Raw genomic sequence first — 23592 nt, 5'->3', positions numbered from 1 at the left:
TCACGCGGCCACCGGGGGATGGTGCGGGCACGCGGTCCGGTGGTGGGTGTCGACGTGCACGGTGCCGGGGACGGCGGCGGCGATGACCGTGGCGAGGTGCTGCTCCACCGGATCGTCGAAATCGTCGCAGAGCGCGACCTCGCCCTCCCTCGCGTGCACCGTCCACCGGCTCCATCCGGCGTAGGCGTCGAGCTTGCGCTCCACCGCCGCGCGCAGGTCGGCGTCGCTACGGGCGAGGACCCGGGTGATGTCGAGCCGGGTCACGATGCCCACGAGCCCGTCGTCAGCGACGACGGGGAGGCTGCGCAGGCCGCGGTCCACCATGAGCACGGCGACCTCGGCGACGTCGGTGTCGGGGGGCACGGCGCACGCGGTCCGGGTCATCACCTCGCCGACCCGGGCCGGCGGCCCCGGGTCGGCGTCGCGGGCTCGCAGGACGTCGGACACGGTCACCACTCCCACCAGCGCCCCGCCGGCGACGACCGGCAGCAGGGCGAACCCGTACCGGCTCAGGAGCCGGGCGGCGCGGTGCGCCGACGTCCCCGACGACACGGTGAGCGGTGCCGGTGTCATCACGTCGCGGATGAGCATCCCGGCGCCTCCTCCCAGAGATACGGGCGCCGGCGGACGTCGGCCACGGTGAGCGTCCGACACCGTGCCGGTACGCCGTCAGGGTCGTTGGTCCCCTCCCCCGCGGCCACGGGGACCCACGCCCGACGCCCCGCCGGACCGGAGGTCCCGGGTCCCGCGGCCCGACGACCCTGACGATCGAGGACGCCGCGGCGTGGGATGAGGCCATGAGCGTCCTCGACGGTTCCCGCGCGTCCCTCGACCAGCGGATCCTGCTCGCCGACGGGACCCCCGTCGATGTCCGGCCGCTCGGCCCCGACGACGCCGAGGCGCTCGTGCGCCTGCACCGGGAGCTGCCCGAGCATGACCGCTGGCTGCGCTTCGCCACCGTGTCCTCCCACGGTCTCGCGCCCTACGCGACCGCGGCGGCGATCTCCGGCCAGGTGTGGGGAGCCTTCCTGGGTGCCGAGCTGGTCGGGGCGATGCACCTCGCCCGCGACGCCGCCGCCTCCGCAGAGGCCGAGGTGGCCGTGACCGTCGGCCATCGGATGCAGGCGCACGGCGTGGGCACCGCCCTGCTCGAGCGGGCGGTGCTCGAGTCCCGTCGCCAGGGCATCCGCCGCTGGACCGCGGAGGTGCTGACCGAGAACACCGCGATGGTGCGGGTGTTCGCCGATCTCGGCCTCCCGACCATCCGGCGCCAGGACGGCCCGTCGATGCATGTCGTCGTGACGCTGCCCGACGACGACGATCCCGAGGGCACCGCCCGGTACACGGCTGCCGCACTCACCCGGTCGTCCCGAGCTGGACGCGCCGGTCTGGAACCGGCACTGCGGCCCCGTTCGGTCGCGGTGGTGGGCGCCGGCCGGAAGCGCGGGTCGGTGGGTCGTGCCGTGCTGGACACGCTGGTCGCCGGGGGCTTCGCCGGGCGGGTCGACGTCGTCCACCCCGACGCGCCGATGATCGGGACGATCCCCGCGGTGGCGTCGGTCGAGCTCCTCCCGGAGGCCCCCGACCTGGTGATCCTCGCGACCCCTCCCGACGCCCTCCCCGCGCTGGCAGAGGCGTGTGGGCGGCGCGGAGCCCGCGCGCTGCTGATCGTCACCTCCGGTCTGGCCGCCGCCGGGGTGGACGGGGCGGTGCTCGCCGCGGTGCACCGGCACGGGATGCGGCTGATCGGACCCAACTGCCTGGGGCTGGTCGACACCGACCCCGAGGTGCACCTCGACGCCACGTTCGCCCCCGGCGCGGCGCCGTCCGGCACGGTCGGCGTGGTCACCCAGTCCGGTGGGGTGGCGATCGCCGTCCTCGAGGCCCTGCGCGGCCTCGGTCTCGGCGTCTCCACCCTCGTCTCGGTCGGCGACCGGTACGACGTGAGCAGCAACGACCTGCTCGCCTGGTGGTCCGGGGACGCCGCCACCAGCGTCGCGGTGCTGCACGTCGAGTCCTTCGGCAACCCGCGGGCGTTCTCCCGCCTCGCCCGCCGCGTCTCCGCACGGATCCCGGTGCTCGCGGTCCGCGCCGCCAGCAGCGACGTCGGAGCCCGGGCGGCGGCGTCGCACACCGCCGCCTCGGCCACCCCGCCGTGCGGCGCGACGCGCTCTACCGGCAGGCCGGGGTGCAGCCGGTCGACGACCTCGGCGAGCTGTCCGGCGCGCTGGCCGCCCTGTGCTGGAGTCCGCCGTCACCCGGCGACCGGGTCGCCGTGCTCGGCAACGCCGGCGGCACCAACGTGCTCGCCGCGGACGCGTGCGTCGCGGCCGGGCTCCGGGTCCCCCTGCTGGCCACCGCCACCCGGGAACGGCTCGACGCCCTGCTCCCCGCCACCGCGGCCACCGCCGGACCGGTGGACACCACCGCCGCCGTCGACGAGGCGACCTTCGCCGCCTGTCTGGAGGTCCTGCGCGACGCCGAGGAGATCGACGCGGTCGTCGCCGTCGTGTGCCCCACCGCGCTGGGCGACCCGGGCACCGCGCTCGGCCGGGAGCTCGCCCGGCCGGGCCGGCGTCCCGTTCCCGTCCTGACGGTCGCCCTCGACCAGCGGGTCCGGGTCGCCGCGGTGACCGCCCCGGACGGACGTCCGGTCGCGGCGTCGTTCGCCGACCCGGCCGACGCCGTCGACGCCCTCGCCCACCTCGTGCGGCGCGGAGCCGACCTCGCCCGCGACCCCGGGCGCCCGCTGCCCGCGGGGGAGCACCCGGTGGACCTCGCGGCGGCGCGCGACGTCGTCGGCGCGGTGCTCGCCCGCGCCCCGGGGGAGGATGGCTGGAGCCCGACGAGTGCGCGGCGCTGCTGCGCGCGGCCGGTCTCGACCTCCTGCCCGGCCGGACCACCCGCACGGTGGACGAGGCGGTCGCGGCGGCGCGGGACTACGGCGGGCCGGTGGCGCTCAAGGCCGTGGCCGAGGGCGTCGTGCACAAGTCCGAGCGCGGCGGGGTGATCCTCTCGGTGGAAGGCGACGACGCCGTGCGCGCAGCGGTGACGGGGTTCGCCGGGCTCTTCGGGAGCGCGTGGCACGGCACCGTCGTGCAGCCGATGGCCCCGCCCGGGGCGGAGATGCTGGTGGGGGTGGCCGGCGACCCCGACTTCGGCGCGCTCGTGACCGCCGGCGTCGGCGGGACGGGCACCGACGTCGCCGACCGGCGCTGGCACCGCCTCGTCCCGATGACGACGACGGACCTGGCCGAGCTGCTCGACGAGCTCCCCCTGCACCGCGGCATCGCGGCCCGGCTCGTCGACCGCGACCGACTCGCCGTGGTGATCGCCAGGGTCGCCCGGCTGGCCGAGCTCCTGCCGCAGATCGCCGAGATGGACCTCAACCCCGTGGTCTGCACGCCCGATGCGTGCCGGCTCGTCGACGCCCGGGTCCGGGTCGCCCCGGTCACGGGCCCTCCCCCGCCCGGGCCTCGGGACGACGTCACGACAGGAGACAACCGATGACCACCACCTCCGGGCCGCCCTCGGAACCGCAGCACATCGCCCCGAGCCGCCCGGTCCGCGTGGTCGACGAACGGACCTCGGTCGCCGAGGCCCTGCAGGTCATGCGCGTCGCGGGGGTGCGCCACCTGCCGGTCGTCACCGGCGGCCGGTGCGTCGGCGTGCTCGTCGACCGCGACGTCGTGGCCGCCGCCGTCGAGGGTGTCACGGGACCGGTCGCCCCGTGGGCCCGCTCCCCGTGCCCACGGTGGCCCCCGGGGACCCGCCCCCGGTCGTCGCCCGCGCGGTGCTCGCCGGCGGGCTCGACGCGGCCCTCGTGGTGGACGACGGTGTCGTGGTCGGCATCGTCACCGCCACCGACGCGCTGGCGGCCCTCGCCGGGGAGCCGACGACCTGACCACGCGCCCCGGCCGGCAGGCGCTTGACTCCGCGCGGCCGCAGTCCAGGATGGTATCGGTACGCCATGCGGGATGCCGTCCGAGAGAGGGTGGGCAGTGCCGGACCGCCCCGACTCCTCGGTCCCCTCGGAAGGTCTCTCCTTCCCCTCGGTGGCGCGGCTCGAGCTCGACGAGCTGCTCGACCAGCTCATCACCCGCGCCACCGAGGTGAAGCTCACCCAGGGTCGGCTGCGGGGCCTGCTCGACGCGACGCACCACATCACGGCGGGTCTGGAGCTCGACGACCTCGTCCAGCGGATCGTCGAGAGTGCCCGGGCCCTCGTGGGCGCCCGCTACGCCGCGCTCGGCGTGGTGCGCGACGGCCGCCTCATCCGCTTCGTCCACGTCGGCATGGAGCCCGCGACCGTCGCGTGCATCGGCGCGCTCCCGCAGGGCAAGGGGGTCCTGGGCTGCCTCATCGACGACCCGAAGCCCCTGCGCCTGACAGACCTGAGCACCCACGAAGCGGCCGTCGGCTTCCCCGAGGAGCACCCGCCGATGCACTCCTTCCTCGGGGTGCCTCTCCGCGCAGGCGGCACCGTCTACGGCAACCTCTACGTCACCGAGAGCGAGCGCGGCGACGCCTTCTCGGCGGAGGACGAGCAGCTCCTCACCGCCCTGGCCGGCGCGGCCGGGATCGCCGTGGAGAACGCGCTGCTCCTCGACGCCGCCCGCCGCCGGGAGGCGTGGCAGGCCGCCTCGGCGCGCCTCGCCGGCGACCTGCTCGCCGGGGAGCTCCCGCCCGAGGGGGAGCTCCAGCATCTGCTCGGGGCCGCGGTCGACGTGGCCGGGGCCCACGGGGCCGCCATCACCGAGGTCACCGACGCCGATCCGGGACGCGCGACGGTCACCGCCGCGGCCGGCCAGCTCGACGACTGGGCCGGTCGGACGGTCGCCACACCGGGCTCGATCACGCAGGCCGCCCTCGACGCGGGCGGTCCCGTCCTCATCGCCGACGCCGCGTCGGACGCGCGCACGACCGGCGTGGTCGACCGGGCCCCCGAAGTGGGGTCGGTCCTCGCGGTGCCCCTGTCCGCCTCACGGGGCGGGCCCGGGACCCGCGCGGTGCTCGTCCTGACGCGCGCCGCCGGCGGGGACGTCTTCGGCACGGTGGAGGCCGAGATGCTGCTCGGGTTCGCGGTCCACGCCACCACGGCCGTCGAGCTGGCGCGGGGCCGGCGCGACCGCGAGACGGTCCGGGCTCTCGAGGACCGGGAGCGGCTGGTGCTCTCGCTGTCCGAGCAGGTCCTCCAGCGGGTCCAGCGGGTCGGGCTCGCCCTGACCAGTACGGCCTCCGGCGCCGAACCCGCTCTGCGCGACCACCTGCTCGCCCAGGTCGCCGAGCTCGACGACGTGGCGCGCGCGGTGCGCGACACGGTCTTCCCTCGTTGAAGACTCTGCTCAGCGCATGCTCTCGTGGTCGGGGCCGGTGAAGCGGCGCCAGGCCGCCTCCCAGGCGCGCAGGCGCATCCGGTCCAGGACCCAGCGCAGCCCGACGAGCAGGGAAAGGGAGATCAGGAGGTCCCCGAGCAGGATCGCGACCGTGGTCAGGAGTCCCTGCTCCACGGGGTAGGAGGCCGTGATCGGCGCGAGGGTCGGCCGGTCCTCTCGGTCCACCCACAGCACCCGCGAATCGCCCGGCCGCGCCGTGGGGCCGACCCGTATCTCGGACACGCGCATGGTCCCGTCGGCCGCCCTCCAGCGCACGGGCGCCCGCAGATCGTCGGCGGTGACGTCGCTGCGGGCCGAGTTGTGGTTCTCGGGCCGCGCCACCACGGTCGCGGTCACCTGGTGACGCTCCGCCCACTGCTCCTCGACCTGGGGGGCGAGCGCCGCGGTGACCTCGCTGCCGATCGTCAGGGCCACCGGGACGATGATCAGGCCCACGAGGAGCAGCACCCAGCGTGAGGTGAGCTCGATCCCGTCGCTGCGCCGCCGGAGCGACGAGCGCTTCGGCAGGAACAGGCCGATCGCCCGGGACACCGCTCCCGTCGTGCCCATGGTCGTCGCCCCTCCGGTCGTACCGCCGTCCCGTCGAGGGTGGACAGCCGACAGCGGCTCCGGCACGGGCCGCAGACCCGTTCCCGGCGGCCGTGCGGCCCCCACTCGGGGGGACCACCGGCGGGACCTTGGGCCCTGATCAACCACCGGCCGAGGAGCGCACCGTTGTCGGCGAACCCTGCTGCGACGCGGGGCCGACGCGGGAGGGCATCGAGATGGCGCTGGATCTGGCGCGCTGGCAGTTCGGCGTGATCACCGTCTACCACTTCCTCTTCGTCCCGCTGACCATCGGCCTGTCGCTGCTGGTCGCGATGATGCAGACCGCGTGGGTGCGCACCGGTGACGAGCGCTGGCTGCGCATGACGAAGTTCTGGGGCAAGCTCTTCTTGATCAACTTCGCCATGGGCGTGGTCACCGGGATCGTCCAGGAGTTCCAGTTCGGGATGAACTGGAGCGACTACAGCCGCTTCGTCGGCGACATCTTCGGGGCGCCGCTGGCCATCGAGGGCCTGCTGGCGTTCTTCCTCGAGTCGACGTTCCTGGGGCTCTGGATCTTCGGGTGGGGCCGGCTGTCGAAGAGGGTCCACCTCGCCACGATCTGGCTGGCCGCGATCGGCACCGTGCTCTCGGCGTACTTCATCCTCGCCGCGAACTCCTGGATGCAGCACCCGGTCGGGTCGACGGTCAACCCGGCCTCCGGGCGCGCCGAGCTCACCGACTTCGGCGCCGTGCTCACCAACTCCACGGCCGTCGGCGCCTTCACGCACACGATCACCGCGGCGTTCCTCTCCGCGGGCATGTTCATGCTCGGCATCTCGGCCTGGCACCTGGCGCGGAAGAACGAGACGCGGGTCTTCCGGTCGTCGCTGCGCATGGCGCTGGTGACCGTGCTGATCGCCGGGGTCGGGGTCGTCGTCACCGGCGACCTGCAGGCCCGCCTGATGACCCAGCAGCAGCCGATGAAGATGGCCGCCGCCGAGGCCCTCTGGAACACCAGCTCGCCGGCCTCGTTCTCCCTGTTCACCATCGGCAGCCTCGACGGCTCCCAGGAGGTCTGGAGCGTCCGGGTGCCCAAGGTCCTGTCGTTTATGGCCACGGGAGACCCCGACGGCACGGTCGAGGGGATCAACGACGTGCAGCGCGACTCCGAGGCCCGGTTCGGGCCCGGGGACTACACACCCAACGTCCCGATCGCCTACTGGACCTTCCGCGTCATGGTCGGCTTCGGTGCCTTGGCCCTGCTCCTCGCCCTGGCCGGCGCCTGGCTGCAGCGCGGGGGACGCGTGCCGACGGCCCGGTGGTTCACCTACGCCGCCCTCGCCGGCATCGGGTTCCCGGTGGTGGCCAACTCGGTGGGCTGGATCTTCACCGAGATAGGCCGACAGCCGTGGGTCGTCTACGGGACCATGCGCACCGCCGACGGGGTGAGCCCCTCGGTCGGTCCGGCCTCCGTGGCCACGTCGATGATCGTGTTCACGGTCCTCTACGCCGTGCTCGCCGTGGTCGAGGTGACCCTGCTCGTCCGCTACGCCCGCAAGGGACCGGACCCGCTGCCGCCCCCCGACGAGGCGGCACCGACCGAGGACGCGCCGCGCCCGCTCGCCGTCGCCTACTGACCCCGCCCGACCCACGGAGATCGAGGACATCATGTTCGGGCTCGCCCTGACCGACATCTGGTTCCTGCTCATCGCCCTGCTCTGGACGGGCTACTTCGTCCTGGAGGGCTTCGACTTCGGCGTCGGCGCGCTGCTCGGCGTGCTGGGCCGCGACGAGACCGACCGCCGCCGGGTCGTCAACACCATCGGCCCGCTCTGGGACGGCAACGAGGTCTGGCTGATCGTCGCCGGCGGCGCCACGTTCGCCGCGTTCCCCGAGTGGTACGCGAGCCTGTTCTCGGGCTTCTACCTCGCGCTGCTGATCGTGCTGGTCGCGCTGATCGGTCGCGGGGTCGCCTTCGAGTACCGGGGCAAGGTGGACGACGACCGCTGGCGCCGGCGGTGGGACGCCGTGATCATTGGGTGCTCCGCGGTGCCCGCCCTGCTCTGGGGCGTCGCGTTCGCCAACATCGTGGCGGGTGTGCCGCTGGACGCCGACCACGAGTACACCGGCACCTTCGTCACGCTGCTCAACCCCTATGCCCTGCTCGGCGGGCTCACCACCCTGCTGGTGTTCCTGATGCACGGCGCCGTGTTCGTCAGTCTCAAGACCGACGGGGACCTGAGGGCGCGAGCCCACCGCCTCGCACTGCGCCTCGGCCTGGTCGCGGTGCCGGTCGCCGCCGCCTTCCTCGTCTGGACCCAGCTCGCCCACGGCAAGGGCTGGACGCTGGTCAGCGTCGCGGTGGCCGCCGGCGCGCTCGTCGGCGCCGTCGTGCTCGTCGGCCGGGGCCGCGAGGGCTGGGCGTTCACCCTGACCGCCGCGACCATCGTCGCCACCACGGTGACGCTCTTCGGCTCGCTCTACCCGAACGTGATGCCGTCGAGCACCGACCCCGCCGGCACGCTGACCACGACGAACGCCGCGTCCACGCCCTACACGTTGCAGATCATGACCTGGGTGGCGCTGGCGGTGACCCCGATCGTGCTGGCGTACCAGGCCTGGAGCTACTGGGTGTTCCGTCGCCGTCTCACCCGGGACGACATCCCCGCGGCCACCGGCCTGCCGCCCCGCGGCACCCGTGCCGGGGTCCAGCCCGAGGTGCCGGCGACCGTTCCGGAGCAGCGGTCCGGGGACCTCGAGGAAGAACGGCCCGAGGTCCGGCGGTGAAGCCGCTGGACCCCCGCCTGCTGCGCCACGTCCGCCCGGCGCGCACCTTCGTGGTGCTCACCGCCGCGGTGGGCGTGGCCACGGCCGGCCTCGTCGTCGCCCAGGCCGATCTGCTCTCGCGGATCGTGGCCCGGGCCTTCCTCGACCGCGCACCCTCGCCGCCCTCGCCGCCCTCCTCGTCGGCCTGGCCGTCGTGGTCGCGGGACGCGCCCTGCTGGCCTGGGCCAGCGAGGCCGCGGCGGTCCGCGCCAGCGCTCGTGTCACCGGGCAGCTGCGCGCCGACCTCATCGACCACGCCCTGCGCCTGGGACCGCGTGATCCCCGCCTGCCGTCGGCCGGGGAGCTCGGCACCCTCGCCACGCGCGGGGTGGACGCGCTCGACGGCTACCTGCGCCGCTACCTGCCCACCCTCCTGCTCGCGACGACCGTCCCGCTGCTGGTCGGGGTGCGCCTGCTGACCGCCGACTGGCTCGCGGCGGTGATCGTCGCCGTGACCGTGCCGCTGATCCCCCTGTTCATGGTGCTCGTCGGCCTGCGCACCCGCGACGACACCGCCCGCCGCTGGCGGGCCATGGCCGTGCTCGGCCACCACTTCCTCGACCTCGTCGCCGGGCTCGACGTCCTGGTCGCCTTCGGCCGGGCCGGCGCCCAGAGCGGACGCCTGCGGGTGGTCGCCGAGGAGTACCGGCGGACCACGATGCGGACCCTGCAGGTGGCGTTCCTGTCGGCACTGGTGCTCGAGGTGCTGGCCACCCTCTCCGTCGCGCTCGTGGCCGTCTCGGTGGGGCTGCGCCTGGCCGGCGGCCGTCTGGACCTCGCCACCGGGCTGCTGGTGATCATGCTGGCGCCCGAGATCTACCTTCCACTGCGCGCGGTCGGCGCCCGCTTCCACGACAGCATGGAGGGCCTGGCCGCGGCCGACGACGTGTTCGCGGTGCTCGAGACCCCGACGGCGGACGGCTCGGGGGCCCGCCGCCCGGCGCCGGACCCCGCGCGGGTGCCACTGCGCCTCGAGGGCGTCGGCGTCGACGGTCGCGGTGGATCCGTCCTCGACGATGTGGACCTGACCGTGGGACCCGGCGAGACCGTCGGGCTGCGCGGGCCGAGCGGGGCAGGCAAGTCCACCCTGCTCGATCTCGTCACCGGGCTGCGGCGGCCCGACCGCGGACGCGTGTCGGTGGGTGGCGTCGGGCTCGACGACCTCGACCCGGAGGCCTGGCGGGCGCGGATCGCCTGGGTGCCCCAGCGACCGGTGCTCGTCGTCGGGAGTGTCGCGGACAACATCCTCCTCGGGGCTGCCGACGCCGATGATCACGCCGTCCGACGCGCCGCCGCCGTGGCGCGGGTCGATCTCGCCCTCGATACCCCGGTCGGAGAGCAGGGCGCCGGTCTGTCCACCGGCCAGCAGCGGCGCGTCGCGCTGGCCCGCGCGCTCGTCACCGACCGCCCCCTGCTGCTGCTCGACGAGCCCACCGAGGGGGTCGACGCGGACACGCAGACGGCGCTGCTGGCCGCCCTGCCCGAGGCACTCGCCGGGCGGAGCGCCGTCGTCGTCAGCCACCGGCCGGAGGTCCTGGCCGCCTGCGACCGCGTCGTCGCCCTGCCCCACCGGCGTACGCCGGCGGGGTCGAGCAGCGTCACCCCCGGAGATGCACCCACTCCGGCGGTCCGGCCGGCCGCACCGGCGTTCGTTCCTCCTGCCTCGCCCGAGCGGGTCCTGCCCGAGGGAACCATCCGCGGTGCGCTGCGGTGGCTCGCCGCCGCCGTCCGTCCCCGTGGGACCCGGCTCGCCGGCGCGGTCGTGCTCGGCGCGGGCGCTCTCGGCAGTGGCGTGGCGCTCGCGGCCACCTCGGCCTGGCTGATCTCCGCGGCGGCGCTGCAGCCCCCGCTGCTCACCCTGATGGTCGCGATCGTCGCGGTCCGCGCGTTCGGCCTCTCGAAGGGCGTGCTGCGCTACCTCGAGCGGCTGGCGTCCCACGACGCCGCCCTGCGCCTCGGCGCGGACCTGCGGGTCCGGGTCTGGCAGGCCCTCGTCCGGCGGGGCCCGGCGGCCACCGCCACGCAGCGCCGGGGCGACCTCCTCGCCCGTCTCACCGGCGACGTCGACGCCCAGCAGGACGTCCTCGTGCGCGGGCTCGTCCCCGCCGGCTCGGCGCTGCTCGTCGGTGCGGGCCTCGTCGGCCTCTTCGCGGTCCTGCTGCCCGAGGCCGCCCTCGTGCTCGCGCTCGGTCTGGTCCTCGCCGGTGTCGTGGCCCCGCTGCTCGGCGTGGTCGCCGGCCGCCGGGCCGCGCGCACGACGGCCGCCGCCCGCGCCGCGGTCGCCACCGGCACCCTGGAGCTGCTCGAGGGTGCCGCGGACCTGCTCGTCCTCGGCGCGGCCGGCCGGCGACGTCGGCGGCTCGCCGACCACGACGCCGACCTCGCGGCGCGGACCGTGGCCCAGGCGGGGGCGCCGGGATCGGCGCCGGGCTCGGCATCCTCGGCAACGGGCTGGCCATGATCGGCGCCACCGTCGCGGGCGTGCTCGCCCTGGCCGACGGGCGGCTCGCTCCGACGGCGCTGGCCGTGCTCGCGCTGACGCCGCTCGCCGCGGCCGAGCTCGTCGCCGGGCTCCCCGACGCCGCCGCCCGCCTCGCCGAGGCCGGGCCCGCCGCCCGGCGGCTGGCCGAGCTCGAATCCCGGCCGGCGCCGGTGGCCGATCCCGCACGGCCCGCACCCGTGCCCTCCGACCCGGCCGTCACCGCCGAGGCCCTGGCCGTGCGCTGGCCGGACGCGGTGTCCGAGGCGGTCAGCGGCGTGACCTTCGTGCTCCCGCCCGGCGGGCGCACGGTGCTCGCGGGCCCGTCCGGGGCCGGCAAGAGCACCGTCCTTGCCGCACTCCTGCGGTCCCTTCCCGCCGCCCGCGGTGCCGTCACGCTCGACGGGCACGACACCGCGACGATGGCCGCCGAGGACGTCCGTGCCCGGTTCGGTTGGTGCGGCCCCGCTGCGCACCTGTTCGACAGCACGCTGCGCGAGAACCTGCGCCTGGCCCGCCCGGGTGCGACGGACGACGAGCTGGTCGTCGCGCTGGGCCACGCCCGCCTCGGCGCCTGGTTCGCCTCGCTGCCCGACGGGCTCGAGACGGCCCTCGGGGACCACGGCGGGGCGGTGTCCGGCGGCGAGCGCCAGCGCCTCGCGGTGGCCCGGGTCCTGGTCGCCGACCGCCCGATCCTCGCCCTCGATGAACCCACAGCCCACCTCGACGCCCCGACTGCCGCCGCGCTCGCCGACGAGATCAGCGAGCTCAGTCGCGGTCGGACCGCGATCGTCGTGTCCCACCGCCCGGGGGAGTTCCCCGACCTCCCGGTGGTCACGGTCGGCTCCGGCACCGCGCCGAGCGTGCCCGGACCGCGGCCGGAGACCACCGCGCGCGCGGCCACGCGACCGGCCTGACCCCTCCCCCACGCGCACTCGCCGTGGAGGAGGGCCGGCCGAGGGCCGTCAGGCCGTGAGCGACGAGGCGCCGAGGGGGCCCGCCGGTGTCCGGGCCGCCCGGACGGCGACGACGTCACGGACGATCGCGGCGTGGACCCTCCGCACCGCCGCGTCGGTGGCGATCCAGGTCCGCAGCGTGCGCGCGGCGACCGCGTCGCCGTGCTCGGACAGCACCAGGAGCTCCACGAGCTCGTCCCGCCAGCCCTCCGTGCTCCGCCGCGTGTGCACGGTCCGGAGGGGGTCGGGCGTGCTCGGGCGGGTCAGATCGGTGGCGGTCATATGAGAGCTCCTCGGTCCTGATCGGTCGACGGGATCATCCACGCGCGTCGGGGCGCGTCCCGACAGCGACCAACGGGCCACGGTCGAGGCCGAAGGTCCCGCACGGCCCGGAGAAGGCCGTCCCGATCACTCGGCGGACGACGCCGCGGTGGTGACGGCCGGGCCTTCGCCGGGGTCACGGTGGAGGGGCAGCGGTGGGACGACGACGACGGGGCAGGTGCTGCGCCGCACCACGCCGGGCGTCGCGCGGTGGTGGTGGAACCACGCGCCGGTGACGCCGAGGACGAGGACCTCGGCCCCGCGGGCGCGGTCCAGCAGCGCCCGGTCGACGTGTTCCCCGGTGACCCGCACCGCGACCAGGGGCGCGCCGCGTCGCTGCGCGCGGTCGGCGGCGAAGCGCCAGGCGCCCTCGCAGCCGGGCGTGCCGTCGTCCCCGACGAGCACCGGTGCGTGGTCCCCTCGCGGCGCCAACGGGTCGTAGTCGGCGGTGACGACCACGAGGGGGACGTCGACGTGCCCGGCGAGCCCGCGGACCACGCCGCCGATCAGGAGATCGCCGATGCGGCCCAGCCCCTCACTGCCGACGACCAGCAGTGCGGCGTGGGCGGCCTCCGCGTGGAGAACCCGCACCACCCCGCCCTCGACCACGGCGGTCTCGACCTCGAGCTCCGGCACGACCTCCCGCGCGACCCCCTCGGCGGTGTCGAGCCCGACGCGAGCGAGACGCCGCAGCCCCGGCGCCGCCGCGGCCGCCCGGCCGGGGTGGCCGCCGACCGGGGGCGTCAGGGCGTGGACCAGTCGCAGGCGGAGTCCCCGGTCCCGGGCCTCCACCGCCGCCCACCGCACCGTGCGCTCGTCGTGCGGCCCTCCGACGCCGACGACCACCGGCGCACTCACCGTGCCCCCCGGAGAGCGGCGGTGAGCGCGATCCCGAGCTCGTCATCCCAGGCCTCGGCACGCGCCGCCTCGCCGTCGGCGAGCCGCGCCGGCGCGGCACCGACTTCCACGACCTCGGTCGGCACATGGTCGTCGAGGTCGCGGGCCGCCACCGCCCGGGCCACCTCCGCCGTGTGGCCGAACATGGACTCGAAGACCACCAGGGCACGGGCCATCCGGCCCACCTCCTCCTGCGCTGCGGACGCTCCCGACGCTGCCCGGGCGAGGTCGGCGGCGGCAGTGACACAGGGCCCGGATACCGGAGGGCGTGCGTCGTGGCGCCCGTCGTGGTCTCGGGACCTGCGTCTCTCCAGGAGGTGACCTCCGGACCTCGACCGCGAGGGACCCCCACGGTGAGCTGGTGCGGTCGAGAGGAGCCGCCGTGGAGACCACACCGCACCGCCGGAGCACCGAGGCCTGGGAGCTCGTCGCCCACGCCGTCGATCTGCGTCGGCGCCGCGTGCCGCACGTGACCCTGCTCGCCGCCCTCGACCAGGCCCGGAGGTCCCTGCACCACGAGCCGTGCCGGGACGCCCGTCGCACCCTCACCTGGATCGTCGGCGCACTCGAGCACGGCGAGCCCGACGCCGGCATCGACGCCGCCCTGCGGGCCGCCGCGCACGACCTGGCCAAGCCCCCGTCAGGAGACGACGCGCGATGACCACCCCGACCACGGACGCCGTCCGGACGGCGCTGCGCGACGCCGTCGCCACGTCGCTGCGCGCTCCCTCGGAGCACAACGCGCAGCCGTGGCGGTGGGTTCTCGGGCCCGACCACCTCGACCTCCACATCGACCGGAGTCGTCGCCTGCCCTTCACCGACGAGCGCGGCCACGGCGTGCTCCTGGGCTGTGGGTGCGCTCTGCACCACCTGCGGGTGGCGCTCGCCGACCGCGGCTGGCACGCCGTGGTGCGTCACCAGCCCGAGGACCCCGAGGGACGGCCGCTCGCCCGGGTGCGGATCCGTCCGGCCGGGGCCGCCGTCCCTGGAGACGCCCACCGGCAGGCCGCGGCCATCGACCGGCGGCACACGGATCGCCGCCGGTTCTCGGGCCGCTCGGTGCCCCCGGACGTCCTCGGCGCCGTCGCCGACGCGGCGCGTCCGTTCGGCGGGGTCCTGCACGTGGCGTTCGGAGCACACCGCACCCTGTTCGCCGAGGCCATGCGGGAGGCCGCCGAGCGCCAGCCCGAGCAGGAGGGTTACGCCACCGAGCTGTACCGGTGGACGCACCGCTACGCCGGGGCCCGTGACGGCATCCCGGCCGCCGCCCGGCTCGAGGGGCCGCCACCGTCCTACCGCGACCTGGTCCTGCGGTGGTTCCCACGGGGGACGCTCCGCCAGCCGCGCGGCGGGATGGATCACGAGGACGCGTCGATGCTGGCGATCCTCACCGCGGTCGACGAGGAGCCCGTCTCCGTCCTGCGTGCCGGGGAGTCCCTCAGCGCGGTGTTGCTCGAGGCCACCGCGCTCGGCCTGGCGACCACACCGATCACCCAGGTGCTGGAGGTGGAGGAGACGCGCGAGCGTCTCCGGCACCTGATCGTCGGCGCCCACCGCCCGCCCGTCGTGGCGTTGCGCATCGGCTGGCCCTCCGAGCGTGGCGACGCCCTGCACCCGACACCGCGGCGGCCCCTCGATCACGTGCTGACCGAGGTGGACTGACCGGAGCGGACGGGCTCTCTCGTCCACCCACGTCCGGATCGATCTCGCTACGTCTGCTCGACGGGGACCACGACCACCGCGCACGGCGCGCGCACCACGGCCCCGTGGGCGACGGACCCCAGCAGCCACCGGGTGAACCCGCCGTGCCCGGTGCGTCCGACCACCACGACCGGCGCCCCGCGCTGCTCGGCGACGTCCACCAGGGCCTCCGCCGGATCCTCCCCACGGACCACGACGTCCACCTCCGGGGCGGGATGGCACCGCCGGTCCTCCCCCACGACCTCGTTCACGACCTCGCCCACGAACTGCTCGACCCGGGGCTGCAGGGCACGGCGCACCTCGCTCAGCGTCGCGGCACCCATCGGGCGGAAGCCGACCATGACCGGCGGTGGCGCCGTCCCGGTGACCGCGACCAGCCCGACACCACGCCGCGTCGCGTCCTGCAGGGCGTAGCGCAGAGCCACCGCCGAGGCCACCGACCTGTCGATCCCGACGACGACCGGGCCGTCCGCCTCCGCCTCTCGGGGCCGGTCCACCAGCACCGGACAGGACGCGAGCGAGAGCACACGCAGAGCGGTCGAGCCGAGGACCGCGCGGCCGACCATCCCGCGCCCGCGGTGGCCGACGACCAGCAGCGCGGCGGTGCGGGCCGCCTCGGCGAGCAGCGGGGCGGGAGACCCGGCCCGGACCGAGAGCTCGAGCGGGACCCCGCGCAGCGTCGCGGGCAGGGGCATCGTCGCCTCGTCGACGAACCGGCGCGCCTCCTCGAGCACGGCGGTCGCCAGCCGGTCCGGCTCGCCGCCATCGGCGTTCCCCGTCGCGCCCCACGACCCCGGCGCGGGATAGACGAGAACGGCCGTCACGGCCTCCCCGCGCCGGGCGGCCTCCTCGAGAGCCGTCATCAGCGCGGCAGCCGCCGTGGGCGATCCGTCGATCCCGACGACGACGCCCACAGGTCCGGTCATGTCGGAGGCTCTCCCCCGAGCACCGTGCGCAGCACCGTCGTGGTGGTCACCAGCCGCAGGGGCCCGCCGCGGACGGAACGCACGGGCAGGGCGGGCAGGCCGGTGGCCAGCAGACGGTGCCCGGCGTGGCGCACCGTGTCGTTCTCGTCGAGGACCTCGACACCGCAGGGGCGGTCGAGCAGCTCGTGGAGCGTCCGCCGGTGCTGAACGAGCGGCCCTCCGGCGGGCCAGCGCTCGGCCAGGCCGCCGGCGGTGACGACGGCGATCGGCAGGCCGTCGCGGACGACGACGCCGCACCGGACGTGGTCCTCGTGCAGGCGGGTCCAGGCCTCGGGCAGCGGCGTGGTCTCCTCGAGAACGGTCGCGGGACGGGCGACCGTGTCCACCGGAGCGTCGAGGTCGACCGGGGACCCGGGAGCGGACAGGGGCGGTGCGGTGGACACGACCAGGTCCTCAGGCTGCGACGGGCTCGGGGACGACGGTCACGGGGCAGGCCGCGTGGAGCACGCACCCCAGGCCGACCGAGCCGAGCACGACGCTCCCGAAGGCGCCGCGACCGCGGTGCCCGACGACGAGCTCGTCGGCGTCCCCCGCGAGCTCGACCAGCACCTCGGCGGGCCGGCCGGCCCGCGTCTCGACCTCGATCTCGGGCAACGTCAGCTCGTCCTGCATGTCCGCGCGGACCTCGTCGACCATCGCGCGCGCGGCGTTCAGCTCGTCCCCGTGCAGCGCGTCCGGATCGGGCAGGGCGACGCCGGACGTCGCCCCGTAGCCCCAGGCCGCCCACATCTCCGGCGGCTCGTAGACGGCCACCGCCCGGACCCGGGCGCCGCGCCGGGCCGCGGCCCGGATCGCCTCCTGCAGGGCGCGACGCGCCCCGCTCGAGCCGTCGATCCCGCAGATGATCACGCCGCCCCGGGCGTCGTCGTCGGTCATGGTGCTCCCTCGCTCGGTGCGGCCTCGTGCCGCGTCCCACCGTGGGGCGCAGGGGTCGTCCCCGGTCAGTGCCGGACGGTCACGTCTCGTCCCGAGTACCGGGGCCGAAGGTCCCGAGCGGGAGGGGTCGGGCTCGGGACCACCAGGAGCGCCGGGGTGGCCCGGGCGGAGGGACGACGAGGACGGGGCACCGGGCGCGCCGCACGGTCCGGGCCACGGGTGAGGGCGTGACCGTGCCGAGGAGTCGGCCCCGCGCGGAGCGTCCGACCACGAGGAGCCGGGCCTCGCACGTCGAACCGATGAGCTCGACGGTCACGTCGCCCTCGCCGACCCGTACCTCGACGGGCACCGAGGGGTGGGTGATGCGCCAGGCGGACAGTCGGTCCGCGCAGTCCTGTCGTTCCTCGTCCGCGCGAGCGGCGGCGTCCTCGGTGGTGACGACGGTCCACCGGGCGGGATCACGGAGGCGCAGCACGTGGACCGGCGCGCCCCGCTGCTCGGCGGCGTCGAAGGCCGCGCCGATCGTCTCCTCGGTCGTGCGGTGGGCCAGGGCGAGCACGACGGCTCCCTGCGGGTGCGGCGGATCGGTGGGCACGACCGTCACCGGTTCGTAGGCGGTGTCGACGAGGACGTCGACCTCGGGCAGCGACTGGGGCACGACGAACAACCGTGCTCCCGCCGACGCACGACCCAGCCGCTCGGTCAGGGACCCCGGGTCCACGAACAGCGCCCACACGTGCCCGAGCAGGACACCGACCAGCGCGATCGGGCCGGCGTGGGCGTCGGTGGGCCGGTCGGGCGGAGCCGCGAGGTCGGGATCGACCAGGATCTCGATCCGGGCCCCGGTCCGACGCGCGTGCCGGCGTGCCCAGGCGACGACGGCGTGCCGTCCCGATCCGGGCGGGGCGAACGCCCGGACGATCCCGGGGTCGGGCGTCGGACCCCCACCCCCGGTCGGGCCGGACGAGTCGATCGTCATGCCGGCACTCAGGGGTGCTCGTCGAGCGGGCTCACCGGAGGTTCCCGGCGACCCCCGCGGACACCGCCGTGACCCGGTCGTCGGCGGACGCTGCCCGGGGGTGCTCGCGCGGCGGAGGGACGACGGTGAGCGGGCAGGGAGCGTGACGCAGGCACCACCAGGAGACCGAACCCAGCACGGTGCTCGCGACGCCGCCCCGTCCGCGGTGGCCGACGACGAGCAACTGCGCGCCGACGGCCGCCTCGGTCAGGACCGGACCGGGATCGCCCGCGACCGCGCGTACGGCGATCGGGGGCGCGGCGGCCTCGGGGTGCTCGGCGAGGTCTCCGGCGACGACCTCGTCCACCTCGGTCCGAGCGGCCGCCTCGGCCGCCGCGGCGACCGCTTCGCGCTCGGTGACGATCGGGAGGCGGTTCACGACCGCGAGCCGCTCGGGGGAGATGAAGGCCGCGACGACCTCGAGCCGCGCCCCCCGTCGACGGGCCTCGTCCAGTGCGTGTCTCAGGGCCGCCCGCGACCCCACCGAGCCGTCGAACCCGACGACCATCCGCGGCGCACCCGCCCCGCCCGTGCCTGCTCCAGCGCTCATCACGCGCCTCCTCGCTCCGTGTGCGGGCCACGGTGCGGCGCGACGGCGGGCGACGGGCAGGGACCCACGGCCCCGACTCGACGGCCCGAGGGCCCCTGTCCCTCCGACGGCGCCTCCCCACAGGCTCGGTCGTGGTCCGGAAGGAGGTCGTCATGGTCGCCACGTCTCCCCCGCGCGGCACACCCACGAGGGCTCCGGCCCGCGCTGTCCTGGTCGTGCTCGAGGCCCTGCTCGGCGGGAGCGCGGTCTACGGAGCCGTCGGACTGCTCGCCGGGACGCTGGGCATGTCCGACGACTGGCTGGTGGGGACACCGTTCGCCGACTGGGTCGTCCCGGGCGTGGCCCTGCTGCTGGTCGTCGCCGCGCCGATGCTCGGCGCGGCGTTCCTCGAGCTGCGGGGGCACCGTGCGGCCCCGACGGCGTCGGTGCTCGCCGGGGTGTCACAGGTCGGGTGGATCGCGGTGCAGCTGCTGGTGATGCAGCGCTACTTCGTGCTCCAGCCGGTGGTCCTGCTCGTCGCCGCCGCGATCCTGCTCGTCGCCGGCGTCCGGCACACGCGACCCGCGACCTCGGCAGGACGGACGTCACCGTGACCGACGAGCAGTCACCCCTCCCCCGTCCCGAGGCGGCGCGCGCCCTCCTGCGGTGCATGCTCGCGTCGGTCCGCCTGCTGCTGCGCCGGCGTCTGCGTCTGCCCGGGCGATGGGTCGGCACCCGCGTGTGGTTCGCCGACGGCACCTCAGCGTGGATCTACCGGGAGACGGTCGTCCGCGGGGCGGTCGCGGAGTCCCCGTGTGCGCTGGTCGTGCGCTTCCGTCTCCGGGGTGTGCGCGGGCCGACCGCCCACAGGGTGTTCCGGGCCGAGAGCCTGCTCAACACCCCGCTGTTCGTCGGCTTCCCGGGGTTCGTCGCCAAGTGGTGGCTGGCCGCCGACGAGCACGGGGTGTACCGCGGTCTCTACGAGTGGGACGGCGCCGACCGCGCCCGGGCCTACGCCCGCGCGTTGTGGCGGGTGCTCGCGCTGGTGAGCGTGCCGGGCTCGATCGACTACACGGTCCTCCCGGGCCGACATCGTGACGATCTGCTCGGCCCGGTGGGCGCCGGAGCGCCGGACGGGGTCCCGTCGCCGGGCGGCGCCCGCCTCAGGGCACCAGGACCGCGGCCCCCGTGATGCGGTCGGCGGCGAGGTCGGCCAGGGCATCGCCGGCGTGCTCGAGGGGGTAGGGGACGGTGCTGACCTCGAGGTGGTGCTCGCCGGCGAGGCGCAGGAACGCGCGGGCGTCGGTCCGGGTGTTCGAGGTGACGCTGCGCAGCGTGCGCTCCTGGAACAGGTGGCGCTGGTAGTCCAGCGGCGGGACCTCGGTGAGGTGGATGCCGGCGACAGCCAGTGTCCCGCCGCGGTCGAGGGCCTCGAGCGCCCGTGGCACCAGGTCCCCGACCGGCGCGAAGAGGATCGCCGCGTCGAGCGGCTCCGGGGGTCGGTCGGCCGCGTCCTGCGCCGACGCGACGCCGAGACGCAGCGCCAGCTCCCGGGCGGCCGGGCTGCGCGTCATCACGTGCACCGTGGCTCCCTGCGCCAGCGCGACCTGCGTGGCCAGGTGGGCGCTGCCCCCGAACCCGTAGACCCCGAGGCGGCCGCCGGCCGGGAGTTCGGCGCGTCGCAGCGCGTGGTGGCCGATGATGCCCGCGCACAACAGCGGCGCGAGCTCCGTGTCCGTGTAGCCCTCCGGCAGACGGTGCGCGTAGTCCGCCGGCACGGTCGTGTGATCGGCGTAGCCGCCGTCGGCGTCCCAGCCGGTGTAGAGCGACCGCGGGCAGAGGTTCTCGGCACCGCGGCGGCAGAAACGGCACTCGCCACAGGTGCGGCGCAGCCACGCCACACCCACGCGCTCGCCCTCGACGAACCCGCGGACCCGCTCCCCGACCCCCACCACCCGGCCGACCACCTCGTGCCCCGGCACGACGTCCCGTCGGTGGACCGGGAGGTCGCCCTCCGCCACGTGCAGGTCGGTCCGGCAGACCCCACAGGCGAGCACCCGGACGAGGAGCTCGTCGGGCGCGGGCGCCGGAGTCGCCACCTCGACCCTCTCCAGCGGGCCCTCGGCAGCCGGTCCCGGACGGTGCACCCGGAATGCCCTCACGCGGTCCTCCTCGGCCGGGAACGATCGACGCCTGTCCCTCACGCTGCCCGCCGCCCCGCGGGGCGCCAGGGACCGGAGGCACACCCGTGAGCGCCGGTGGTCGCTCGAGAAGGGGCCCACCGAACCTGCCCGGCACCGGCTCGCGGCGCCACCGTGGGCCCGGGCCCGACCGGCCGGGCGGACCGACCGGCGCCCCCGAGGGCAGGAGGCGCGCCATGATGTGGGACGGCGGCGGCTGGGCGGTGGGATGGATGGTCCCGCTGATGAGCGTGAGCTTCGTTCTCTGGTGGGTGCTGGTGATCGCGGTCGTCCTCGCCGTGCTGCGGTGGTGGCGGATGTCGGAGGCCGGCGCCGGACCACAGCAGGACGCCCGGCAGATCCTCGACCTCCGCTTCGCCCGTGGCGAGATCGACGCCGACGAGTACGCCACTCGCCGGCGTGCCATGACCGAGCGCTGAGGGCCAGAACCGGGGCGTCAGACCTCGACCACGGTCCAGGACCCGTGGCGCCCCGGGGCGCGCACGGCCGTCACGGCGGTCGCCACGGAGTCCTCCGCGGGTCCCGACGTGTCGACCGTGGTCGCCTCCGGCCAGGGGTCGGCGTCGGCCGACATCACCGCGGCGACGAGCGGGGTGGCGTCGGAGGCCGACCCGCGGCGTGCGCGGAGGCGCGCGTCCGCCAGGTCCCGTGGGGCGTCGCAGCGCAGCGCCACCAGCTCCGACGAGGTCCGCGCGGCGAGCGCCGCCGCCCCGTCCCGCCGCCGGGCGTCGGTCCACGACGCGTCGAGCACGACCGTCTCGCCCCGACCGAGCAGTTCCCCGGCGCGGTGGAGCAGGGCCGCGTAGGTGGCGTCGGTGTGCTCCTGCCGGTAGAGGCCGTCGCGGTACTCCGCGCCCGCGGGGTCCGTCGGGGTCAGCCCGGCCAGCTCCTTGCGCACCCGGTCGGTGGACAGCAGCACGGCCCCGAGCCGGTCGGCGACGCCGCCGGCGACGGTGGTCTTGCCCGTCCCCGGCAGGCCGCCGACGAGCACGAGACGGACCCGGGCGTCCTGCAGATGGCGGTCGACGAGGTCGAGCAGGTCGCGGGCCTCCGCGGCGTCCCCGCCACCCTGGTCGACGCGGAGGCAGGTGACGGCCGCACGGACCGCGGCCCGGTAGGCGACGAAGTGGTGGCTCAGGGCCGGCGGTGCCGGGTCGGCGGCGAACTCCGCGTAGAGCTCCAGGAACCGGGCCGCGGGCTCCGGCCCGCCGAGCCGTTCGAGGTCCATGGCGAGGAACGCGGCGTCGTCGAGCCCGTCGACGTAGCGCAGCCGGTCGTCGAACTCGAGGCAGTCGAGCAGGACGGGTCCGTCGGGTAGGCAGAACACGTCGTCGGCCAGCAGGTCACCGTGGCCGTCGACGACGCGGTCCTCGGCCCGGCGCGCCGCGAACAGGTCCGCGCGGCCGTCGAGGAACGCGGTCGCCTCGCGAGCGACCCGGTCGACGACGTCGGGAGGCAGCAGCGCGCCCGCGTGGCGACGGAGGCCATCGAGGACCCCCTCCCACCGGGTCCGCGCCGCCTCGCGGGAGCCCTCGCGCGTGACGGCCGGTCCCCGCGCCGCGGCACTGTGGAATCCCGCGAGCCGTCGGGCGACCGCCCGCAGGTGCTCCTCGACGGGCTCGCCCGCGCGCACGAGCGCCGCGAGGCTGCGGTCGGCCGGCATGCGGCGCATGGCCACCAGGTAGTCCTCGGCCTCGCCGGACGGCCCGAGGACGGTCTCGAGTCCGAGGTAGGCCTCGGGGCTGAGACGCCGGTTGAGCGCGATCTCCCGCCGGCAGGCCTCCCGACGGAGCTCCACCGTGGTGAAGTCGCAGAAGCCGAGGTCGACGGGCTTCTTCATCTTGTGCACGCGGTCGCCGAGGAACCACAGCACCGCGGTGTGGGTCTCGCGCACGCCGACGGCGAGCCCGTCGGCGTCGGGCGCCCGTCCGCTCCGGGCGGCGGCGCCGAGCGGGTCGGTCATCGGACGACGCCCGCCCCGGTGCGGGGACCGTCGGCCCATGCACCGGCCAGAGGACCGAGGACGAGCACCGGGCACGGCGCGGCCAGGAGCAGCGACCGGGTCGTCGAGCCGAGGCCGACGAGGTCCTCGGCGTCGTGGCACCGGTGCGCGACGACCAGCAGGTCCGCCCCGAGGGCACGCTCCACCAGCAGCCGGGCCGGTCGGTCCTCGGCGACCACGACGCTCGTCGCGACGTCCGGGAACCGGTACTCACTCGCGCTGACGAGGCCCTCGATCCGGGCGCGCGCGTCCGTCTCCTCGTCATCGAGGTCGGCGTCGCGACGGCGGGCGACCCGCCCGGCGTCGTAGGTGACCTCGTCGACCGCATGGACCACCTCGACCGGCTCCGCCGACATCTCCGCGATCCGCAGAGCGCGGTCGAGCACGACCGCGGCGCCCGGGCCCTCGTCGAGCCCGACGACGACCACGGCCCGCGGGGGCACGGGGACCGCCGAGGGCGCGCGGTCCTCGCCGAGCACCAGGACGGGACAGGGCGCGATCGCGATCAGCTCCTCGGTGGTCCGGCCGGCCGCGCTGCCCAGGCGGCGGTGGCGGTCCCCGACCACCAGCAACGACGAGGCTCGGCAGGCCGCGGCGATCGCGCTCGCGGGGTCGCCGGTGGCGCAGGTGCGGCGGACCTCGACGTCGGGCGCGGTCCGGCTCAGGTAGCTCTCGGCCCGCTCGCCGGCGTCGCCGTACGACGGTGCCTCGGACCCCGCCGGGGCGTCGGCGTGCACGACGCGGACGGTGCGGTCCCGCCGGCGGGCCTCGGCCACGGCGCGGTCGAGCACCCGGGTCCGCAACAGGCCGTCGCCGACGCCGACGACCACGGAGGGGACGCGAGGAGTCACCCTCGCGCCCATCGACGTCACGGTC

26 protein-coding genes and 1 pseudogene are annotated in these 23592 nt (G+C 76.1%); 14 read left to right on the top strand and 13 right to left on the bottom strand.

The window, feature by feature from the left end:
- Entirely contained in the window at positions 1–591 is a 591-nt protein-coding gene (locus tag ACQPYN_RS15270; RefSeq protein WP_433038281.1) for a CBS domain-containing protein, read from the bottom strand.
- A gap of 206 nt (positions 592–797) precedes the next feature.
- On the opposite strand from ACQPYN_RS15270, the gene ACQPYN_RS15265 reads away from it, so the two are divergent.
- The 5 genes and pseudogenes from ACQPYN_RS15265 to ACQPYN_RS15245 all read left to right on the top strand — a co-directional run bounded on the left by ACQPYN_RS15265 (position 798) and on the right by ACQPYN_RS15245 (position 5336).
- Positions 798–2594: a GNAT family N-acetyltransferase gene (locus ACQPYN_RS15265; RefSeq protein WP_433038279.1), complete on the top strand. Its 1797-nt coding sequence runs from the start codon at positions 798–800 to the stop codon at positions 2592–2594.
- Positions 2512–3510, top strand: a complete 999-nt coding sequence (locus ACQPYN_RS15260) for an acetate--CoA ligase family protein (protein WP_433038277.1) — start codon at positions 2512–2514, stop codon at positions 3508–3510. Before ACQPYN_RS15265 ends, ACQPYN_RS15260 begins: the two co-directional genes overlap by 83 nt.
- Positions 3507–3689: pseudogene (locus ACQPYN_RS15255) on the top strand (CBS domain-containing protein); the annotation flags it as partial. The gene ACQPYN_RS15260 and the pseudogene ACQPYN_RS15255, both read left to right, overlap by 4 nt.
- A 41-nt stretch (positions 3690–3730) precedes the next feature.
- The gene (locus ACQPYN_RS15250; RefSeq protein WP_433038275.1) at positions 3731–3904 is read left to right on the top strand and encodes a CBS domain-containing protein; all 174 of its coding nucleotides are present in this window, start codon (positions 3731–3733) and stop codon (positions 3902–3904) included.
- A gap of 151 nt (positions 3905–4055) precedes the next feature.
- Positions 4056–5336 (top strand): GAF domain-containing protein, encoded by a 1281-nt coding sequence (locus ACQPYN_RS15245; protein ID WP_433038273.1) that lies wholly within the window; start codon positions 4056–4058, stop codon positions 5334–5336.
- A gap of 9 nt (positions 5337–5345) precedes the next feature.
- On the opposite strand, the gene ACQPYN_RS15240 is transcribed toward ACQPYN_RS15245, so the two are convergent.
- Positions 5346–5945, bottom strand: a complete 600-nt coding sequence (locus ACQPYN_RS15240; protein ID WP_433038271.1) for an Rv1733c family protein — start codon at positions 5943–5945, stop codon at positions 5346–5348.
- A 215-nt stretch (positions 5946–6160) separates the two neighbouring features.
- Here ACQPYN_RS15240 and ACQPYN_RS15235 point away from each other — a divergent pair, with 215 nt between their 5' ends.
- The 4 genes from ACQPYN_RS15235 to ACQPYN_RS15220 all read left to right on the top strand — a co-directional run bounded on the left by ACQPYN_RS15235 (position 6161) and on the right by ACQPYN_RS15220 (position 12146).
- Positions 6161–7561 (top strand): cytochrome ubiquinol oxidase subunit I, encoded by a 1401-nt coding sequence (locus ACQPYN_RS15235; protein ID WP_433038269.1) that lies wholly within the window; start codon positions 6161–6163, stop codon positions 7559–7561.
- Positions 7562–7592: 31 nt separating this feature from the next.
- Positions 7593–8711 carry a cytochrome d ubiquinol oxidase subunit II gene (gene cydB / locus ACQPYN_RS15230; protein WP_433038267.1) on the top strand — a complete coding sequence of 373 codons (1119 nt, stop codon included), beginning with the start codon at positions 7593–7595 and terminating at the stop codon, positions 8709–8711.
- 193 nt (positions 8712–8904) lie between these two features.
- Complete coding sequence (gene cydD / locus ACQPYN_RS15225; RefSeq protein WP_433038265.1) at positions 8905–11211, top strand: thiol reductant ABC exporter subunit CydD; 2307 nt, start codon at positions 8905–8907, stop codon at positions 11209–11211.
- The gene (locus tag ACQPYN_RS15220; protein WP_433038263.1) at positions 11208–12146 is read left to right on the top strand and encodes an amino acid ABC transporter ATP-binding/permease protein; all 939 of its coding nucleotides are present in this window, start codon (positions 11208–11210) and stop codon (positions 12144–12146) included. The genes cydD and ACQPYN_RS15220 overlap by 4 nt, the downstream gene beginning before the upstream one ends.
- Before the next feature lie 48 nt (positions 12147–12194).
- Here ACQPYN_RS15220 and ACQPYN_RS15215 read toward each other — a convergent pair whose 3' ends face one another.
- The 3 genes from ACQPYN_RS15215 to ACQPYN_RS15205 all read right to left on the bottom strand — a co-directional run bounded on the left by ACQPYN_RS15215 (position 12195) and on the right by ACQPYN_RS15205 (position 13579).
- On the bottom strand, positions 12195–12467 hold the full coding sequence (locus tag ACQPYN_RS15215; protein WP_433038261.1) for a hypothetical protein: 273 nt from the start codon (positions 12465–12467) through the stop codon (positions 12195–12197).
- Positions 12468–12593: 126 nt separating this feature from the next.
- Positions 12594–13364 carry a universal stress protein gene (locus ACQPYN_RS15210; RefSeq protein WP_433038259.1) on the bottom strand — a complete coding sequence of 257 codons (771 nt, stop codon included), beginning with the start codon at positions 13362–13364 and terminating at the stop codon, positions 12594–12596.
- Positions 13361–13579 carry a hypothetical protein gene (locus ACQPYN_RS15205; RefSeq protein ID WP_433038257.1) on the bottom strand — a complete coding sequence of 73 codons (219 nt, stop codon included), beginning with the start codon at positions 13577–13579 and terminating at the stop codon, positions 13361–13363. Before ACQPYN_RS15205 ends, ACQPYN_RS15210 begins: the two co-directional genes overlap by 4 nt.
- Before the next feature lie 206 nt (positions 13580–13785).
- Here ACQPYN_RS15205 and ACQPYN_RS15200 point away from each other — a divergent pair, with 206 nt between their 5' ends.
- Entirely contained in the window at positions 13786–14064 is a 279-nt protein-coding gene (locus ACQPYN_RS15200; RefSeq protein ID WP_433038255.1) for a hypothetical protein, read from the top strand.
- Positions 14061–15065 (top strand): Acg family FMN-binding oxidoreductase, encoded by a 1005-nt coding sequence (locus ACQPYN_RS15195; protein WP_433038253.1) that lies wholly within the window; start codon positions 14061–14063, stop codon positions 15063–15065. The genes ACQPYN_RS15200 and ACQPYN_RS15195 overlap by 4 nt, the downstream gene beginning before the upstream one ends.
- 47 nt (positions 15066–15112) lie before the next feature.
- On the opposite strand, the gene ACQPYN_RS15190 is transcribed toward ACQPYN_RS15195, so the two are convergent.
- From ACQPYN_RS15190 to ACQPYN_RS15170, 5 genes are all read right to left on the bottom strand, one after another.
- Entirely contained in the window at positions 15113–16030 is a 918-nt protein-coding gene (locus ACQPYN_RS15190; RefSeq protein ID WP_433038251.1) for a universal stress protein, read from the bottom strand.
- Positions 16027–16473 carry a hypothetical protein gene (locus ACQPYN_RS15185; protein WP_433038249.1) on the bottom strand — a complete coding sequence of 149 codons (447 nt, stop codon included), beginning with the start codon at positions 16471–16473 and terminating at the stop codon, positions 16027–16029. Before ACQPYN_RS15185 ends, ACQPYN_RS15190 begins: the two co-directional genes overlap by 4 nt.
- Before the next feature lie 10 nt (positions 16474–16483).
- Complete coding sequence (locus tag ACQPYN_RS15180) at positions 16484–16966, bottom strand: universal stress protein (RefSeq protein WP_433038247.1); 483 nt, start codon at positions 16964–16966, stop codon at positions 16484–16486.
- A 79-nt stretch (positions 16967–17045) separates the two neighbouring features.
- On the bottom strand, positions 17046–17945 hold the full coding sequence (locus ACQPYN_RS15175) for a universal stress protein (protein ID WP_433038245.1): 900 nt from the start codon (positions 17943–17945) through the stop codon (positions 17046–17048).
- A 31-nt stretch (positions 17946–17976) separates the two neighbouring features.
- Entirely contained in the window at positions 17977–18534 is a 558-nt protein-coding gene (locus ACQPYN_RS15170; protein ID WP_433038243.1) for a universal stress protein, read from the bottom strand.
- 152 nt (positions 18535–18686) lie between these two features.
- Here ACQPYN_RS15170 and ACQPYN_RS15165 point away from each other — a divergent pair, with 152 nt between their 5' ends.
- Both ACQPYN_RS15165 and ACQPYN_RS15160 read left to right on the top strand, forming a co-directional pair.
- Complete coding sequence (locus ACQPYN_RS15165) at positions 18687–19127, top strand: hypothetical protein (protein ID WP_433038241.1); 441 nt, start codon at positions 18687–18689, stop codon at positions 19125–19127.
- A complete protein-coding gene (locus tag ACQPYN_RS15160) occupies positions 19124–19705 on the top strand; it encodes a hypothetical protein (protein ID WP_433038239.1) in 582 nt (193 codons plus the stop codon). The genes ACQPYN_RS15165 and ACQPYN_RS15160 overlap by 4 nt, the downstream gene beginning before the upstream one ends.
- Here the strand turns inward: ACQPYN_RS15160 and ACQPYN_RS15155 are convergent.
- Complete coding sequence (locus ACQPYN_RS15155) at positions 19677–20675, bottom strand: zinc-binding alcohol dehydrogenase family protein (protein WP_433038237.1); 999 nt, start codon at positions 20673–20675, stop codon at positions 19677–19679. The two genes, ACQPYN_RS15160 and ACQPYN_RS15155, sit on opposite strands and share 29 nt — an antisense overlap.
- 215 nt (positions 20676–20890) lie before the next feature.
- Here ACQPYN_RS15155 and ACQPYN_RS15150 point away from each other — a divergent pair, with 215 nt between their 5' ends.
- Positions 20891–21133, top strand: a complete 243-nt coding sequence (locus ACQPYN_RS15150) for an SHOCT domain-containing protein (protein WP_433038235.1) — start codon at positions 20891–20893, stop codon at positions 21131–21133.
- Between the two features lie 17 nt (positions 21134–21150).
- On the opposite strand, the gene ACQPYN_RS15145 is transcribed toward ACQPYN_RS15150, so the two are convergent.
- Both ACQPYN_RS15145 and ACQPYN_RS15140 read right to left on the bottom strand, forming a co-directional pair.
- Positions 21151–22677 (bottom strand): AAA family ATPase, encoded by a 1527-nt coding sequence (locus ACQPYN_RS15145; protein ID WP_433038233.1) that lies wholly within the window; start codon positions 22675–22677, stop codon positions 21151–21153.
- A complete protein-coding gene (locus ACQPYN_RS15140; protein ID WP_433038231.1) occupies positions 22674–23579 on the bottom strand; it encodes a universal stress protein in 906 nt (301 codons plus the stop codon). The genes ACQPYN_RS15145 and ACQPYN_RS15140 overlap by 4 nt, the downstream gene beginning before the upstream one ends.
- Positions 23580–23592: the final 13 nt, after the last annotated feature.

The organism is Actinomycetospora sp. CA-053990 (assembly GCF_050948445.1).
Classification (GTDB): Bacteria; Actinomycetota; Actinomycetes; order Mycobacteriales; family Pseudonocardiaceae; genus Actinomycetospora; species Actinomycetospora callitridis.
Note: the sequence above shows the minus strand (reverse complement) of the source record. Positions and strands in the feature narration are given on the sequence as shown.

Excerpts from the sequence above, each read along its gene's own strand:
- ACQPYN_RS15270 (WP_433038281.1), bottom strand. The coding sequence starts at position 591 with ATGCTCATCCGCGACGTGATGACACCGGCACCGCTCACCGTGTCGTCG.
- ACQPYN_RS15265 (WP_433038279.1), top strand. The coding sequence starts at position 798 with ATGAGCGTCCTCGACGGTTCCCGCGCGTCCCTCGACCAGCGGATCCTG.
- ACQPYN_RS15240 (WP_433038271.1), bottom strand. The coding sequence starts at position 5,945 with ATGGGCACGACGGGAGCGGTGTCCCGGGCGATCGGCCTGTTCCTGCCG.
- ACQPYN_RS15235 (WP_433038269.1), top strand. The coding sequence starts at position 6,161 with ATGGCGCTGGATCTGGCGCGCTGGCAGTTCGGCGTGATCACCGTCTAC.
- cydB (WP_433038267.1), top strand. The coding sequence starts at position 7,593 with ATGTTCGGGCTCGCCCTGACCGACATCTGGTTCCTGCTCATCGCCCTG.
- ACQPYN_RS15220 (WP_433038263.1), top strand. The coding sequence starts at position 11,208 with ATGATCGGCGCCACCGTCGCGGGCGTGCTCGCCCTGGCCGACGGGCGG.
- ACQPYN_RS15215 (WP_433038261.1), bottom strand. The coding sequence starts at position 12,467 with ATGACCGCCACCGATCTGACCCGCCCGAGCACGCCCGACCCCCTCCGG.
- ACQPYN_RS15205 (WP_433038257.1), bottom strand. The coding sequence starts at position 13,579 with ATGGCCCGTGCCCTGGTGGTCTTCGAGTCCATGTTCGGCCACACGGCG.
- ACQPYN_RS15195 (WP_433038253.1), top strand. The coding sequence starts at position 14,061 with ATGACCACCCCGACCACGGACGCCGTCCGGACGGCGCTGCGCGACGCC.
- ACQPYN_RS15190 (WP_433038251.1), bottom strand. The coding sequence starts at position 16,030 with ATGACCGGACCTGTGGGCGTCGTCGTCGGGATCGACGGATCGCCCACG.
- ACQPYN_RS15180 (WP_433038247.1), bottom strand. The coding sequence starts at position 16,966 with ATGACCGACGACGACGCCCGGGGCGGCGTGATCATCTGCGGGATCGAC.
- ACQPYN_RS15175 (WP_433038245.1), bottom strand. The coding sequence starts at position 17,945 with ATGACGATCGACTCGTCCGGCCCGACCGGGGGTGGGGGTCCGACGCCC.
- ACQPYN_RS15170 (WP_433038243.1), bottom strand. The coding sequence starts at position 18,534 with ATGAGCGCTGGAGCAGGCACGGGCGGGGCGGGTGCGCCGCGGATGGTC.
- ACQPYN_RS15165 (WP_433038241.1), top strand. The coding sequence starts at position 18,687 with ATGGTCGCCACGTCTCCCCCGCGCGGCACACCCACGAGGGCTCCGGCC.
- ACQPYN_RS15150 (WP_433038235.1), top strand. The coding sequence starts at position 20,891 with ATGATGTGGGACGGCGGCGGCTGGGCGGTGGGATGGATGGTCCCGCTG.
- ACQPYN_RS15145 (WP_433038233.1), bottom strand. The coding sequence starts at position 22,677 with ATGACCGACCCGCTCGGCGCCGCCGCCCGGAGCGGACGGGCGCCCGAC.
- ACQPYN_RS15140 (WP_433038231.1), bottom strand. The coding sequence starts at position 23,579 with ATGGGCGCGAGGGTGACTCCTCGCGTCCCCTCCGTGGTCGTCGGCGTC.